Here is a 13,459-nt window from a genome sequence, read left to right as displayed (position 1 = left end):
TGTGATACAAGGATGTTAAATGATAAAAAGTAAAAGCAGACTGCTTTATCTCCGGATTTTGTTTGATCGAATTGGCCGCTTTGTTACTTTCAGGTTGCGGTGACCATTGAACACCGAGCCAAAGGTTTCCTTTAGGTAATGGCTGTACTATATTCAAATCGACTGAAGGATTTTTATGTTATTCCTTTGTTTAATCTTACTGACAATACTCATACAATGGGGTGGTTTAATAATGCTTACAGGGCATCGCACATGGGTGTTTGATCAAAAGCCTGTCATCGTCTCCACAGGAACCGTTGGCGGTCCATTTGAAGCAGACGGTTTGCTTGCAGATGATTTCGATCTTCTCCATTCCGATTTATGGATCAACCAAGATACCTATGAAAAAGCACATAAAGTCTTATTGGAGGAAGCGAGTACAAAAGCAATTGAGAAGGCGGGTCTACAAAAGGAACAGATACAATTTTTCCTAGGAGGCGACCTAATCAATCAAATAACCCCTACCAGTTTTGCCTGTCGAACACTAGGAACACCTTATCTCGGCTTATTTGGTGCCTGCTCCACCTCCATGGAGGGACTGGCTCTTGGTGCATACCTTGTCAACACCAAAGGGGCAAAGTACTTATTGACAGGAGCATCAAGCCATAACGCTGCAGTGGAAAAGCAATTTCGCTATCCAACTGAATACGGAGGGCAAAAACCCCCGACAGCCCAATGGACCGTTACGGGGGCAGGAGTGGCTTTATTAAGCAGTGCCGGGGAAGGCCCAAGGGTCACTTCAGCTACGATAGGCCGTGTCATCGACATGGGATTGACCGATCCTTTCAATATGGGAGGTGCCATGGCTCCGGCCGCTGTAGATACGATTGAAGCACATCTCAGAGAAAGAAACCTCGACCCATCCTATTATGATTTGATAGTGACTGGGGATTTAGGAAAGATTGGACATGAAGTTTCTTTGGCAATATTTAAAAAACATGGCACGCCGATTAAAGAAGAGCAATATAAAGATTGCGGTTTAATGATATACAGGGATGGTCAACCGGTCCTCGCCGGGGCAAGTGGCCCTGGATGTTCCGCAACCGTCGTTTATGGTCATTTATTAAATCGCATGAAAAAAGGAGAAATTAAACGATTGCTCGTCGTGGCTACCGGTGCCTTGCTATCTCCCCTATCCTTTCAACAAAGTGAGACGATTCCATGCATCGCCCATGCCGTATCGATTGAATATGACGGAGAAGCACAAAACTAAGGGTTGATGTTTGAACATACACCTGCTCATATTGGATGGATATTCTTGGCTGCGGAGATTTTTTCTGTAGCGTTAGCGGATGTGTGAAAAAGAATTGATTGATCGGTTGTTGCCGCTGGCATGCTGGAAGCAACCATTGCCTGGATAACAGCTGCTCATGGTTCCGAGTCATTATTATAGACCTAAAAAGATAAGGAGGTTGCTGCATGACGATAGCTTCCAATGTCAAACAATGTGTCTCCAGCCTAAAAGGAATTGAAGCAGGCTTATCCAGCTTAGCACTCAGGACTCAAGATGATGAATCTAAACGGATTTTGCATGAAACGATGCTGGTGGTTAATGAAGTTAGGAAGGATGTACAGAAGCGCGTGGGCGAGTTAGAACGGGAAGAACCACAATATAAAGGTTTTTAATGATCAAGCAGGAGGTGTTTGGTAATGCCGGGGTGGTTAGAAATTGTTTTGCGTTCATTTTTCTTTTTAATTGTTCTTTTTTTAATCACTAAAGTGTTAGGAAAAAAACAATTGTCCCAGCTCTCCTTTTTTGAATATGTAACGGGCATAACCATCGGTAATGTTGGGGCAGAATTAGCTACGAAAGTGGAGGGCAGTATTATACATGGTGTACTATCCATTCTTGTTTTTGCCATAGCACCCTTCATTGCAGGATTAATATCCCTAAAAAGTAAAACTTTCCGTGATCTTGTGGAAGGAAAAGCATCGGTTTTCATCAAAGATGGGAAAATCATGGAAGATAATTTAAAAAAAGAGAAATATACCATCGATGAATTGTTAGGATTGCTCCGGAAAAAGGATGTCTTTGATATTTCTGAAGTTGAGTTTGCCTTATTGGAAGCCGACGGGGATTTTTCCGTAATGTTAAAGAAGCAAAATCAACCTATAACACCTAAGGACCTTAATCTGGCAGTGGCTGCAGTAAAGGAGCCACAAACTATCATTATGGACGGCAGCATACTTGATGAACCGCTTTCCACGATTGGACTGAACCGAAATTGGCTTCTTACTGAACTGGATAAGTTGGGTGTAATCCTTGATAATGTGTTTCTTGCTCAAGCTAATTCCAACGGGGAATTAACTGTGGACCTTTTTGATGATAAACTTAAAGTTCCTTCTCCTCAAGAAAAACCTCTTATGCTCGCGACCTTGAAAAAATGCCAAGCAGACTTAGAGTTGTTTGCACTAGGAACTGAATCAAAGGAAGCTAAAGAGATGTTTAGCAAAAATAGCGAAAAGCTGCAAAGGGCAATAGATGAAGTGGCCCATATCTTAAGGAACTGATTAGATATTCAATTCCTCACTTTCATAAGCGAAGTGATCAGTCCAATGATGATGATCGTCACACATGAAAAAAGAAAAATTTCGATACCTAAGGTGAATGCTGCAGCTGAAATGATTAATGTATCTATGACGATAATCGCCAAAGCAATATCCATGGAGGTGGATTTTGAGATGATTTTTGCTAGCATATCCGTCCCCCCGCTGCTTGTCTCATATCGAAGCATGAGTCCTATGCCCATCCCTATGATGACACCGCCAATCAAGGAGCTTGCCAGTATTGAAATGGAAAAAACCTTTTTCAATGGATTAAGCCAATCCATAAAAAGGGATGTCAAAAGCAATCCGTGAACGCTGCTATAGAAAAAAGGGCGTTCATAATACCAGGCATATAAAAATATAGGAATGCTAAGGACCAACATGGATAGTCCCGTTTGAAAACTAAAGAAATAATGAAGGATGAGTGCAATCCCAATTACGCCGCCATCTATTAAATGATGAGGAACCAAAAATCCATTTATTCCAATGCCCACCAAAAAGCTACCAACAATGACAGCCACCGCTTTTTGAAAATTAATAAAATCACCTTGCCTCCCAATCCATATATTTCTTAATATATGTCCAAGTCAGAGCGTCAAGAATAATCACGCAAAAAAAAAAATCCCCCTCCCTTTTCTTCAATTTAACTACGTGAAAAAGGTCCCGGTCATTTAGACCGGGACCAACAGTTCGTTGACAAAGGGGTTCGGGAACCTATCTTTCTTCAAATATTCTCCCGAAACAACCTGACCCAAAGCAGCCCTGCAACTCCTTTAGGCATGGTCTCCTTTCTAACTGTTGTAACTAAGTTGATTTGGAGAGACTCCTGCGGAAAAGCGCGCCTAGTGAAACCCCTCAGGCGCATGCCGAGGGTTGACCGCCCGCAGAGAGCAAGTGTGTGGATCGGAAGTCAATCCATATTGTACAAATATAAAAAATGCGGGCCCAGTCAATTAGACCGGGCCCACATTCAATCATTTCAACTCTAATAACACTACATTTTCAACATGTGTCGTCATTGGGAACATATCGACAGGCTGGATATCAACTGCTTTATATCCGCCTTCTTCCAAGATATGAAGATCACGCGCTAGAGTGCCTGGGTTGCATGATACGTATACGACTTTATTAGGCTTCATCTCGATGATCGTATTCAGAAGGGATTCTTCACAACCTTTGCGTGGCGGATCCACCACGATGACATCAGCAGTGTTGCCCTTTTGATACCATTCAGCAATAACGTTACCTGCATCGCCGACCATGAATTCTGCATTTGAGATTTCATTCAATTCAGCGTTGCGCCGTGCGTCTTCGATCGCTTCTTCGACCACTTCGACACCAATTACTTTTTTCGCTTTTTTAGCTAAAAATAAAGAGATGGTCCCAATGCCGCAATAGGCATCTATCACCGTTTCTTCACCAGTCAGCCCTGCATAGTCAAGAGCTTTATCATAAAGGACTTTCGTTTGATCTGGATTGATTTGGTAGAAAGATTTTGCTGATATCGCAAATTTCACATCACCGATCATATCATGGATCACTTCGTCGCCCCATAGCACAGTCATTTTATCGCCTAAGATAACATTCGTTTTCTTGGAATTCACGTTTTGAACGATGGATTTAACTTGTGGAAGACGTTCAACGATTTCCTTCACGATGGTTTCGATGAAAGGGATACTTTTCGTTCTAGTAACAAGAACAATCATTAATTCCCCTGTTTGCTTGCCATAACGGGCCATGATGTGCCGCAATACACCTTTATGTGCCTCTTCATTGTAAGCGGGGATACCAAGTTTACTGAAAATCTCTTTAACGACTTGAACGGCTTCATTAATCACTTCATTTTGGATAATGCTTTCTTTCGTTTCAACGATTTCATGTGTCCGCGGTTTGAAGAACCCTGCTATTAGCTTGCCATCCTTTTCACCAACAGGCACTTGAGCTTTATTGCGATAATGGGTTGGATTCTCCATCCCGATGATCGGATGAACCTTCACATCCTCAAGTTTCCCAATGCGTGTCATCACTTCACGTACTTGCTTTTCCTTGAATTCCAACTGTCCTTCATAGCTCATATGCTGCAGCTGACAACCACCGTACTTATGGTAGTCTTCAGTCGTGACCTCAACCCGGTATGGACTGTTTTCGATAATCTCCATCAAGCGCCCGAAGCCATAACCCTTATTAGCCTTCATCACTTTGATTTTTGCTTTTTCACCTGGAAGGGCGCCCTGAACAAAGATCGGGTAGCCATCGACTTTAGCGACGCCAGCTCCTTCATGTGTTAAATCTTCAAATAAAACCTCTACTATATCATTTTTAGCAACTGGTGCTGTTTTTTTCATATCATCTTCTCTTTTCTTTTTTATGCTAGCCTGTATTTTACCACAATAGAGGCCTTGCCACAAAACCACTCACCAATTTACCCTGGTTTTCATAAAAATATAGTGGAAGGAATTACGGATTTTTCATAGTTCCATGAATAAAAGTTCAATAAAAAAAGAAAAATAAGGAAAAACAAAAGAGGTGAGGAAATGGGTTTATTTAACTCTATATCGGCCTGGAATGCTACAAGGATAGAAAAACATCGAGCGAGTATGGAGGAAAAAGGCCTCTGTCCGGATTGTTACGGACGTGGATACAGCTCCTTCGTACCTACGGAATATCATTTTTCCGATATACACGACTGTCCCGGCTGTAATGGCACCGGAGCTTACGCTGATTGGGCAGCCATGAATGGGCAGCAAATGTAATCGCATACAATGCCAAACTTCAAAGAACTAAAAAGGACCCCCTGTTAAACAGGAGGTTCCAGACTGTAGACAAACTCGATGAAAATCGAGTTTGTCTATTTTTATGGCTTGTACAATTTGGACGTTGATTTCCACTCCAGGCACTCGCTTTCCGCGGGCGGTCGGGGAGCCTCCTCGGCTTTCGCCTGCGGGGTCTCCCCTAGACGCGCTTTTCCCGCAGGAGTCTCGTACCTTCCGTTCCAATCAACTTTGTCTTACTTTTTAGATAGAACACTTTTGCCTGGGGTCATTTTTGTTTTAAAATAGAAGTATTAAAACTTGAGGTGATGAGGATGCTTTCTAAACATGATTCTATTCAGCGAGATCAACTTGAAATGATTACTTTAGATCAACTGGTGCCACTGAACCATTTGGTTCGTAAAATGGAGGCTGCCATTGACTTTACTTTCATTTATGACTTGGTGAAAGATATGTATTCAGAGGTAGGACGCCCAAGTATTGATCCAGTTATTTTAGTTAAACTGACTTTCATTCAATATACCTTCGGTATTCGTTCCATGCGTAAAACGATTGAAGAAGTTGAAACCAATATGGCTTACCGTTGGTTCTTAGGCTATGGTTTCCATGATAAAGTACCTCATTTTTCTACGTTCGGGAAAAATTATGAGCGACGCTTTAAAGATACAGACCTGTTTGAACAGATTTTCTATCGCATTTTAATGACAGCTGCTAATAAAAAGTTAATAAGTGCTGAACACGTTTTCGTGGATTCCACACATGTGAAAGCCAGTGCGAATAAACGGAAATTTGAAAAGAAAATCGTTCGTAAAGAAACACGAGCGTATCAAGGACGTCTTCAAGAAGAAATCAATCAAGATCGTGAAAACCATGGAAAAAAGCCTTTTCCACCAGATAAATTTGATAAAGAAGAGACCAAAGAGATTAAAGAAAGTACAACGGATTCTGAGAGTGGCTACTATGTGAAAGATGAACGAACAAAACAGTTTGCCTATTCATTCCACGCGGCCGCAGACCGCAACGGTTTTGTATTGGGAACGATTGTAACACCTGGAAATACACATGACAGTCAGATCTTAGAGCCACTAGTTGAACAAGTGATTGAGAAAGTTGGAAAACCGGAAGCCGTTGCCGCAGATGCAGCTTATAAAACACCAGCGATTACAAGCTACCTATTTAACAAAGAAATCATACCGGCTTTACCTTATACACGTCCTCGCACCAAAGAAGGATTTTTCCGCAAACAGGACTATGTATACGATGAATATTTTGATTGTTACCTTTGCCCTTCGGGCGAAACTTTAAAGTACTCAACAACAAATAAAGAGGGCTATCGCGAGTACAAATCGCCAAAACAAATTTGTACAACATGCTCACTTTTATCTCGGTGTACAGAAAGCAAAGACTGTCAAAAAGTGGTGACACGGCATATCTGGCAAACACATGTGGAAGAAGCAGATCATCTGCGTCATCATCAAGATGTAAAACCTATATATGCTAAACGTAAAGAAACGATTGAGCGTGTATTCGCAGATGCAAAAGAAAATCATGGTATGCGTTGGACTACTTTAAGGGGACTTAAAAAATTGTCGATGCAGGCGATGCTTACTTTCGCTGCCATTAATTTAAAGAAGATGGCCAATTGGACATGGCGAGGTCCAAAAATAGCCTAACATAGTGGGCTCGTAGAGCCCCAATCTCTAAACTTTAGGCGAAAATTCAAAGGGAATTTCAAAAGGGGTTCGGAATTTTTTAATTCCGAACCCCTTTTGTCTACAAACTGGGACCCCCTGTTAAACAGGAGGTTCTTCTATTTCCTTTACCATATAGCGAAATTCATGGCCGCTAATCGAAATGGTTTTCATTTCTATATATCCTAATCTGCCATAGAGACGATTCGCCGCTACATTTTCATTTTCAACGACTAAAGAAATTCTTGGATACCCCTTATTTTTAGCGTATTCCTCCACATATTGAATCAGTGCACTGCCAATTCCTCTTCCTTGAAAATTCGGGTCGACGGACACGGTATCCAAATAAAAGTCTCTCATTTCCGCTTCCTTATCGAGCGTAACGCTTGGGTCTTTCATTTTCATCCTTAATTGTTTCACTATCGGTTCATCCAAGCTTTCGGCATCCTTGCCATGGTAAGCAATGATCAATCCAGATACTTGTCCATCATGTTCACTGACAAGCGTATTTTCATAGCTGACCCGATTCCCACTTTTCCTGAACAAATCGGCAAGAACGGAAAGTATTCTTTCTTCTTCCGTTTCCCCTGTCAAAACCTCTGCAATTTCCTTAATCGCTAACCGGGTCAATATGGCTGCCTTGTCCGCATCCTCCGGTGTCGCTTTCCTGATATACATGTTGCAATTCTCCTTGCTTCATTAAACTGAAAAGGCCACCAGATTCAGTGGCCTTTTCACCTTATTTATTTGCCGGATCATCCGGCAGTAGTCCTTGCGGGATGAATACATCAAAATGGCGGTACTGATTGACGAATTCAGCTGGGGCCATCCCGCCAAATTCCCCATCCAAATTAAGCATCATATCCTTTTTGGCCTGTACTTTAATTCGATTGGCTTTTTCATAAATGACATTTTTATCATGGATATGCTCACCGCGCATTGCCAATGTTGCGACACGGACAATATCAGCCAGGTTTGCCTTTTTTAAAATAAGCAACGTGAACATACCATCATTCAAAGAGGCGTCAGGGGCCAGTTTCTCGAAGCCCCCGACCGAATTCGTGTTAGCCACCAAGAAAAGCATGATCTCCCCTTCAAAAAGCTTTCCATCATATTCAATAGAAACTTCCGTCGGCTTAATTGAAGGAAGCATTTCAATTCCTTTAATATAGTACGCTAGCTGACCGAGCATCGTTTTCAGCTTGATCGGCACGTCGTAGGTCAATTCGGTCAATCTGCCCCCGCCAGCAATATTGATAAAATACTTATCGTTCATTTTCCCGATATCGATCGGCATCGTATGCCCGCCGGCAATAATTTCGGCTGCCCCTTCGATCGACTTCGGTAAATGCAGCGCCCGGGCGAAATCATTGGTCGTTCCCGTCGGGATGATTCCTAGTTTCGGACGTTTCTCTGCAGTGGCCAGTCCATTAACAACCTCATAAATCGTACCGTCGCCCCCTGCTGCAATAACTACCTCATAGCCGCGTTCAATCGCTATCTTTGCCGCTTTCGTCGCATCCCCAGCACCAGTCGTCGCATGTGCAGAAGCTTCATAACCAGCTTCTTCAAGCTTCGCTAGTACACCTGGCAGGCTCTTCTTAATGGCTTCCCGGCCCGAAGTCGGGTTGTAAATCAACCTTGCTCTTTTCATTTCCCATCATCCTTATACATATTGATTCCATAATTTACATCTTAATCCTTCATTACATGAAAAGCAATATTCGAAAAAAAGAGGACCGTATTTCGGTCCGTATCTTTTACATTTTACTAGAAATCTTATCAGGGAAAATTATAATGCTTTTTACAATTTTATTCTAGTAAATGATTTCAATCATGGATATTGAACGCTCACGTTAAATGTATCGGTAACCGTTAAAGTATGTTTCCCATCACCATTATTGAATATCCCATTCTTTTTTACAATGCCTTCATCACTTGTTCCTTTTTTCACTTCAGTCATCTTCCAGCCACTCTCGGGGCCTTCAAGTTCCTCGACCCCTCTAGCATCTATCTTGATATCACTATTATCCTGAAGGACTACACTTAGATTTCCGCTGTCCTTTACACTCCAGTCATTCAAGAGCTTTCTAGGCTTCAAGACAAGATCGGTACTTTGACCGTCTATCTCCACTGCCAACTCAGCAGGGATTATAAGGGTTGCCTTAAGATTCCTAGTACCACTGTCCAAAAGTCCATTTTGACTCAGTAAATCCTTGAAGCTAATATAAAGAGTATCACCATTTCTTTCAACAAGTAAATAATCTTCCGCATTGTTCAACAATGAATCATCATCTTCCATTAGCCGCTCACCATATGTTCCAAAAACGGAAACTTCTTCGTCCTTACCACTTTCAATTGTCAATGGGTATGAACCAGTGTCCAGGACAACTCTCTGTATGCCCTTTCCTGCCTTTTGATTGAAACCAGGCAAATTGACCGTTTTCTCTTCACTATTAACGGCAGCCCTAACTTGATCCAACAATCCGCTGGATGTAAGCAGAATTAAAACTATTCCCGTCGTTCCAAGCAATCCAACGAAAAGAATGCTAAGAATATCATATTTTACAAAAGAACTTTCTTTTCTGGAAAAATAAATATAGAAGAGAATCTCTGTACCCAAGATCATGAACAGCAACGGCCACCATGATTGCAGAATCGTCGTCAAATTCATATCCGAAATTTGGGAAACGAGTAAAACTAAACCCAAACCAACCAGGGAGATCCCCATTGAAATCGTTCCGACTCTCCATGTTCTCATTTACTCTCCTCCTTGAAGCTCCCTTTTTTACTTCCCGACAGCAATTTGATTCCTCCGCCTATTAGAAGGATGCATACAAGGCCTTTTTGAAAATAATCCCTAAACCAATATTCCAAGTTGCTTCCAATCCATTCATCTAAATGGGGAGCGATGGCCGGAACGATCATATTACTGGCCAAGAAATAGATTCCAATTCCCACCAGACCCAATCCTAACCATTTTTGATGATTGACCATTCCCGAAATGATGGGCGTATCTTCTACTGGACCCTCTTCCATTTTCGAAGCTTTTTGCAATCCATCAAAAAAACTATAAAACCAGATAATCGGAATAAGGAAGAAGAAGAAACCCAACCGGAGTAAATCCAGTATGTAAATGGCGAATAAAAAGCCGGCCATCAATTGTATCCCGCGTTTTTGCAGCCCCAAATATAAGTGACCTGCACCAGGGAAAATAGCGAATAAAGTCGCGACCGCTTTACTCTTCTTCCCGGATTCCCGTCTCTCCTCGAAATCTTCCAAAACGGTCCGATCGATAAGCTCCTCACCTCTTTGCTTTTTATTCAGCTGTTGAATAGAATCAAAAAAGCTGTAAATCCAGATAACAGGCAATAGTGCCATGAATATTAACAGGCCTTCCATTTGTGTCATCACACTGATAAATATCACCATGATGCCAAAGCCTAAAAAGCTGATGAGAAAAATGAGCCCACGGTTCATGAGGCCTAGCTGAAAATGCCCTAACCCAGGAACGAATGAAAGGATGATTACATAAAACCTTTCCGCTTCCGGCGGATTTGCCATTCCCTCCACATCCTCTTCACTTTTAGGATTCCTCAGTGAGGTGACCACCAAATCAAATATACTGATGAAATAAAACACCATTCCAATAACGGAAAATGCCAGAAACGCATCCGATTGACTGATTAACGAAAGAAAAAAACCTCCAAGCCCCAATCCAGCTGTGGCAAGAAAATAAAATAGCCCTTTATATTGCCTTCCTAGGTAAAAATGTCCGAAACCTGGCAGAAAGGATAATAAAAAAGCTAATACCGGACTTTTATTCATTTCTAAACCCCTCCTTATTTTTCTTTTCGATTGTATCCATCCAAGTAAATGTTTTATCAATAAGGTCCTCGGTCAAGGACTGCGTTTTCTTTTCACTGCTTGATTCCACAGAATCCACGTATTCTGTCAATGATTGAAATACCCCGCCTGCCATTAATAAAATCGTAAATCCTGCCGCAATCAGGTAATGTCTTGTGATTGTCCGAAGTGACTTCTCTTTTCGATGTGGCCAAGACTCTTCAACAGAGCCGCCTTTCAATCGGCTAATAGAGTCCATGACTGGACCTGCAATATCAAATCCTTCAAGGTCAAGACTTGTTTCTTCTTTTTCCATCGCTTCCATATAGACGGACAAACACTTGTCACAGGAGTATAGGTGATTTTCATATTCAATTTTTAAAGCCTCTGGTATTTCATCTTCCAAATATGCAACCCATTGTGCCTCTGAAACATGATTCATGAAAAATCCTCCTCTTTCCAATGTTTTCTCATCCAATTTCTTGCCCGGTATAGCTTTACTTCCACAGATTTCACTTGAATCTGCTGTTCCTCTGCAATTTGCTTGAATGTCTTTTCCTTTATGTAATAGCCATATACAACGTCTCGATATCCCTCTGGAAGGTCATTCAGCTTCCGTAATACTTGCTTTCGCCTTTCATTCCGAAAAAATACTGCCTCGACATCATCCGTTAAGCCCAAATTAACTTCCGATGAATGTTCGTCCTGTAATTCTTCCTTTTGGCGTTCCCTCTTTCTCTTTAGATCGATTGCATGATTGACGGCAATTCGGGTAATCCAAGTTTTGAAGCCTTGGTTCTTATATTGAGGAAGAGAAGTTTAGATTTTGATAAAGACTTCCTGGGTAACATCTTCTGCATCCTTTTGATTCCGCAAGACGGAATAGACGGTTCTATAAATCGTCTGTTTATAATTTTCAATCAACATTCGGAATGCATGATCATTCCCAGCCCTTACCTTCTCAACTAACTCATCGGACACTTCTCTTCCCCCTTTCCTGATAAACATTCATGTAATAGACGACACAAAAAGGAGTTACCCCTACAGATAACTCAAAATTATTTTTCCGCTTATTATTTTTCTCAGCCTTAATCAAGAGAAAACCGTACCACTTTAAAAGTGATACGGTCAACATTAACGTTTATTGATTTCTTCCACCAAAATTTTATTAACAAGTTGTGGATTGGCTTGTCCTTTTGTCGCTTTCATAATCTGCCCGACAAGGAAGCCGATTGCCTTTTGTTTACCAGCTTTAAAATCTTCAATGGATTGCGGGTTATTATTCAATGCTTCTTCAACGGCTGTACGCAATGCGCCTTCGTCGGAAATTTGGACTAGTCCCTTCTCCTTGACGATCGTTTCAGCATCCCCGCCGTTTTCAATCAATTCTTTGAAAACCTTTTTAGCGATTTTAGACGAAATCGTGCCATCTTCAATCAGCTTGATCATTCCAGCCAATGATTCAGCAGTCAATTTGACATCATGCAGCTCTTTGCCTTCTGCATTCAAGAAAGCGGAAACCTCACCCATGATCCAGTTAGATGCTAGTTTTGCATCGGCACCTGAAGCAACTGTCGCTTCAAAGAAATCCGCACTTTCTTTCGTTACCGTTAAAACGGCTGCATCATATTCAGGTAAGCCAAATTCTTCGACATAGCGTTTTTTCCGGGCATCCGGAAGTTCCGGAATTTCGGCAGCGATACGAGCTTTCCATTCTTCATCAATATGGATCGTCAATAAGTCCGGTTCCGGGAAATAACGGTAATCATCGGAGCCTTCCTTAATTCGCATTAGTACGGTTCTGCCTGTAGCTTCGTCGAACCGGCGAGTTTCCTGTTCGATTATGCCGCCTTCATTCAAGATTTCCGCTTGGCGGATTTCTTCATGCTCCAACCCTTTGCGAACGAAGTTGAATGAATTCAAGTTTTTCAATTCGGTTTTCGTACCGAACTCCTTTTGACCAACAGGTTTCAAGGAAATGTTAGCATCACAACGGAGTGAGCCTTCTTCCATTTTACAATCGGAAACGCCCGTGTATTGAATGATGGATTTCAGCTTTTCCAAATAAGCATACGCTTCTTCTGGGGAAGTGATATCCGGTTCGGATACGATTTCAACAAGAGGCGTACCTTGGCGGTTATAATCGCAAAGCGAATAGTTCCCTTTATGTGTTAGCTTTCCAGCATCCTCTTCCATATGAATGCGGGTAATGCCAATTTTCTTTTTCTTGCCGCCCACTTCGATTTCAATCCAACCATGTTCACCGATCGGTTGATCGAACTGTGAAATTTGGTATGCTTTAGGATTGTCCGGGTAAAAATAGTTTTTCCGGTCGAATTTCGTAACTTCCGCCACTTCGCAATTCAGGGCAATTGCAGCCTTCATTGCAAAATCAACAGCCTTTTTATTGACGACAGGCAATACACCTGGGTAGCCTAGGTCAATTACAGTCGTGTTACTATTTGGAGCGGCGCCAAAATGATTTGGGCTCGCTGAGAAAATTTTAGAATCCGTTTTTAATTCTACGTGTACTTCTAGACCAATCACCGTTTCAAAGTCCATTAT

At 41.8% G+C, this 13,459-nt stretch carries 15 protein-coding genes; 5 read left to right on the top strand and 10 right to left on the bottom strand.

What is annotated here, in order from left to right; all coding sequences use genetic code 11:
* Positions 1–232 precede the first annotated feature (232 nt).
* The 3 genes from spoVAD (at position 233) to AC0VX1_RS02320 (ending at position 2,550) form a co-directional block, all read left to right on the top strand.
* Positions 233–1,252, top strand: coding sequence for a stage V sporulation protein AD (gene spoVAD, locus AC0VX1_RS02330; RefSeq protein WP_264640142.1), 1,020 nt, complete (start codon positions 233–235; stop codon positions 1,250–1,252).
* Between the two features lie 206 nt (positions 1,253–1,458).
* Complete coding sequence (locus AC0VX1_RS02325; RefSeq protein WP_057278504.1) at positions 1,459–1,665, top strand: DUF1657 domain-containing protein; 207 nt, start codon at positions 1,459–1,461, stop codon at positions 1,663–1,665.
* Positions 1,666–1,689: 24 nt separating this feature from the next.
* Positions 1,690–2,550, top strand: coding sequence for a DUF421 domain-containing protein (locus AC0VX1_RS02320; RefSeq protein ID WP_475469701.1), 861 nt, complete (start codon positions 1,690–1,692; stop codon positions 2,548–2,550).
* Between the two features lie 8 nt (positions 2,551–2,558).
* Here AC0VX1_RS02320 and AC0VX1_RS02315 read toward each other — a convergent pair whose 3' ends face one another.
* Together AC0VX1_RS02315 and rlmD are read right to left on the bottom strand one after the other, a co-directional pair.
* Complete coding sequence (locus tag AC0VX1_RS02315; protein WP_413009502.1) at positions 2,559–3,107, bottom strand: YitT family protein; 549 nt, start codon at positions 3,105–3,107, stop codon at positions 2,559–2,561.
* Between the two features lie 453 nt (positions 3,108–3,560).
* A complete protein-coding gene (gene rlmD, locus AC0VX1_RS02310) occupies positions 3,561–4,931 on the bottom strand; it encodes a 23S rRNA (uracil(1939)-C(5))-methyltransferase RlmD (protein WP_096338814.1) in 1,371 nt (456 codons plus the stop codon).
* A 189-nt stretch (positions 4,932–5,120) separates the two neighbouring features.
* Here rlmD and AC0VX1_RS02305 point away from each other — a divergent pair, with 189 nt between their 5' ends.
* On the top strand, positions 5,121–5,339 hold the full coding sequence (locus AC0VX1_RS02305; protein WP_034306063.1) for a hypothetical protein: 219 nt from the start codon (positions 5,121–5,123) through the stop codon (positions 5,337–5,339).
* A gap of 332 nt (positions 5,340–5,671) precedes the next feature.
* Positions 5,672–7,030 (top strand): IS1182 family transposase, encoded by a 1,359-nt coding sequence (locus AC0VX1_RS02300; RefSeq protein ID WP_475469700.1) that lies wholly within the window; start codon positions 5,672–5,674, stop codon positions 7,028–7,030.
* Positions 7,031–7,150: 120 nt separating this feature from the next.
* On the opposite strand, the gene AC0VX1_RS02295 is transcribed toward AC0VX1_RS02300, so the two are convergent.
* The 8 genes from AC0VX1_RS02295 to gatB all read right to left on the bottom strand — a co-directional run bounded on the left by AC0VX1_RS02295 (position 7,151) and on the right by gatB (position 13,456).
* Positions 7,151–7,726 (bottom strand): GNAT family N-acetyltransferase, encoded by a 576-nt coding sequence (locus AC0VX1_RS02295; protein ID WP_063577517.1) that lies wholly within the window; start codon positions 7,724–7,726, stop codon positions 7,151–7,153.
* Positions 7,727–7,787: 61 nt separating this feature from the next.
* A complete protein-coding gene (locus tag AC0VX1_RS02290) occupies positions 7,788–8,702 on the bottom strand; it encodes a diacylglycerol kinase (protein WP_034306067.1) in 915 nt (304 codons plus the stop codon).
* A 180-nt stretch (positions 8,703–8,882) separates the two neighbouring features.
* Positions 8,883–9,809, bottom strand: coding sequence for a hypothetical protein (locus AC0VX1_RS02285; protein ID WP_475469699.1), 927 nt, complete (start codon positions 9,807–9,809; stop codon positions 8,883–8,885).
* Positions 9,806–10,876 (bottom strand): hypothetical protein, encoded by a 1,071-nt coding sequence (locus tag AC0VX1_RS02280; RefSeq protein WP_475469698.1) that lies wholly within the window; start codon positions 10,874–10,876, stop codon positions 9,806–9,808. The genes AC0VX1_RS02285 and AC0VX1_RS02280 overlap by 4 nt, the downstream gene beginning before the upstream one ends.
* Positions 10,869–11,336 carry a hypothetical protein gene (locus AC0VX1_RS02275; RefSeq protein WP_475469697.1) on the bottom strand — a complete coding sequence of 156 codons (468 nt, stop codon included), beginning with the start codon at positions 11,334–11,336 and terminating at the stop codon, positions 10,869–10,871. Before AC0VX1_RS02275 ends, AC0VX1_RS02280 begins: the two co-directional genes overlap by 8 nt.
* On the bottom strand, positions 11,333–11,644 hold the full coding sequence (locus tag AC0VX1_RS02270; protein ID WP_475471688.1) for a sigma-70 family RNA polymerase sigma factor: 312 nt from the start codon (positions 11,642–11,644) through the stop codon (positions 11,333–11,335). The genes AC0VX1_RS02275 and AC0VX1_RS02270 overlap by 4 nt, the downstream gene beginning before the upstream one ends.
* A 69-nt stretch (positions 11,645–11,713) precedes the next feature.
* Positions 11,714–11,875: an RNA polymerase sigma factor gene (locus AC0VX1_RS02265; RefSeq protein ID WP_475469696.1), complete on the bottom strand. Its 162-nt coding sequence runs from the start codon at positions 11,873–11,875 to the stop codon at positions 11,714–11,716.
* A 153-nt stretch (positions 11,876–12,028) separates the two neighbouring features.
* Complete coding sequence (gene gatB / locus AC0VX1_RS02260; protein WP_034306078.1) at positions 12,029–13,456, bottom strand: Asp-tRNA(Asn)/Glu-tRNA(Gln) amidotransferase subunit GatB; 1,428 nt, start codon at positions 13,454–13,456, stop codon at positions 12,029–12,031.
* Between the last annotated feature and the right edge of the window lie 3 nt (positions 13,457–13,459).

This window comes from Peribacillus sp. QJM3NY_7 (assembly GCF_056173225.1).
Note: the sequence above shows the minus strand (reverse complement) of the source record. Positions and strands in the feature narration are given on the sequence as shown.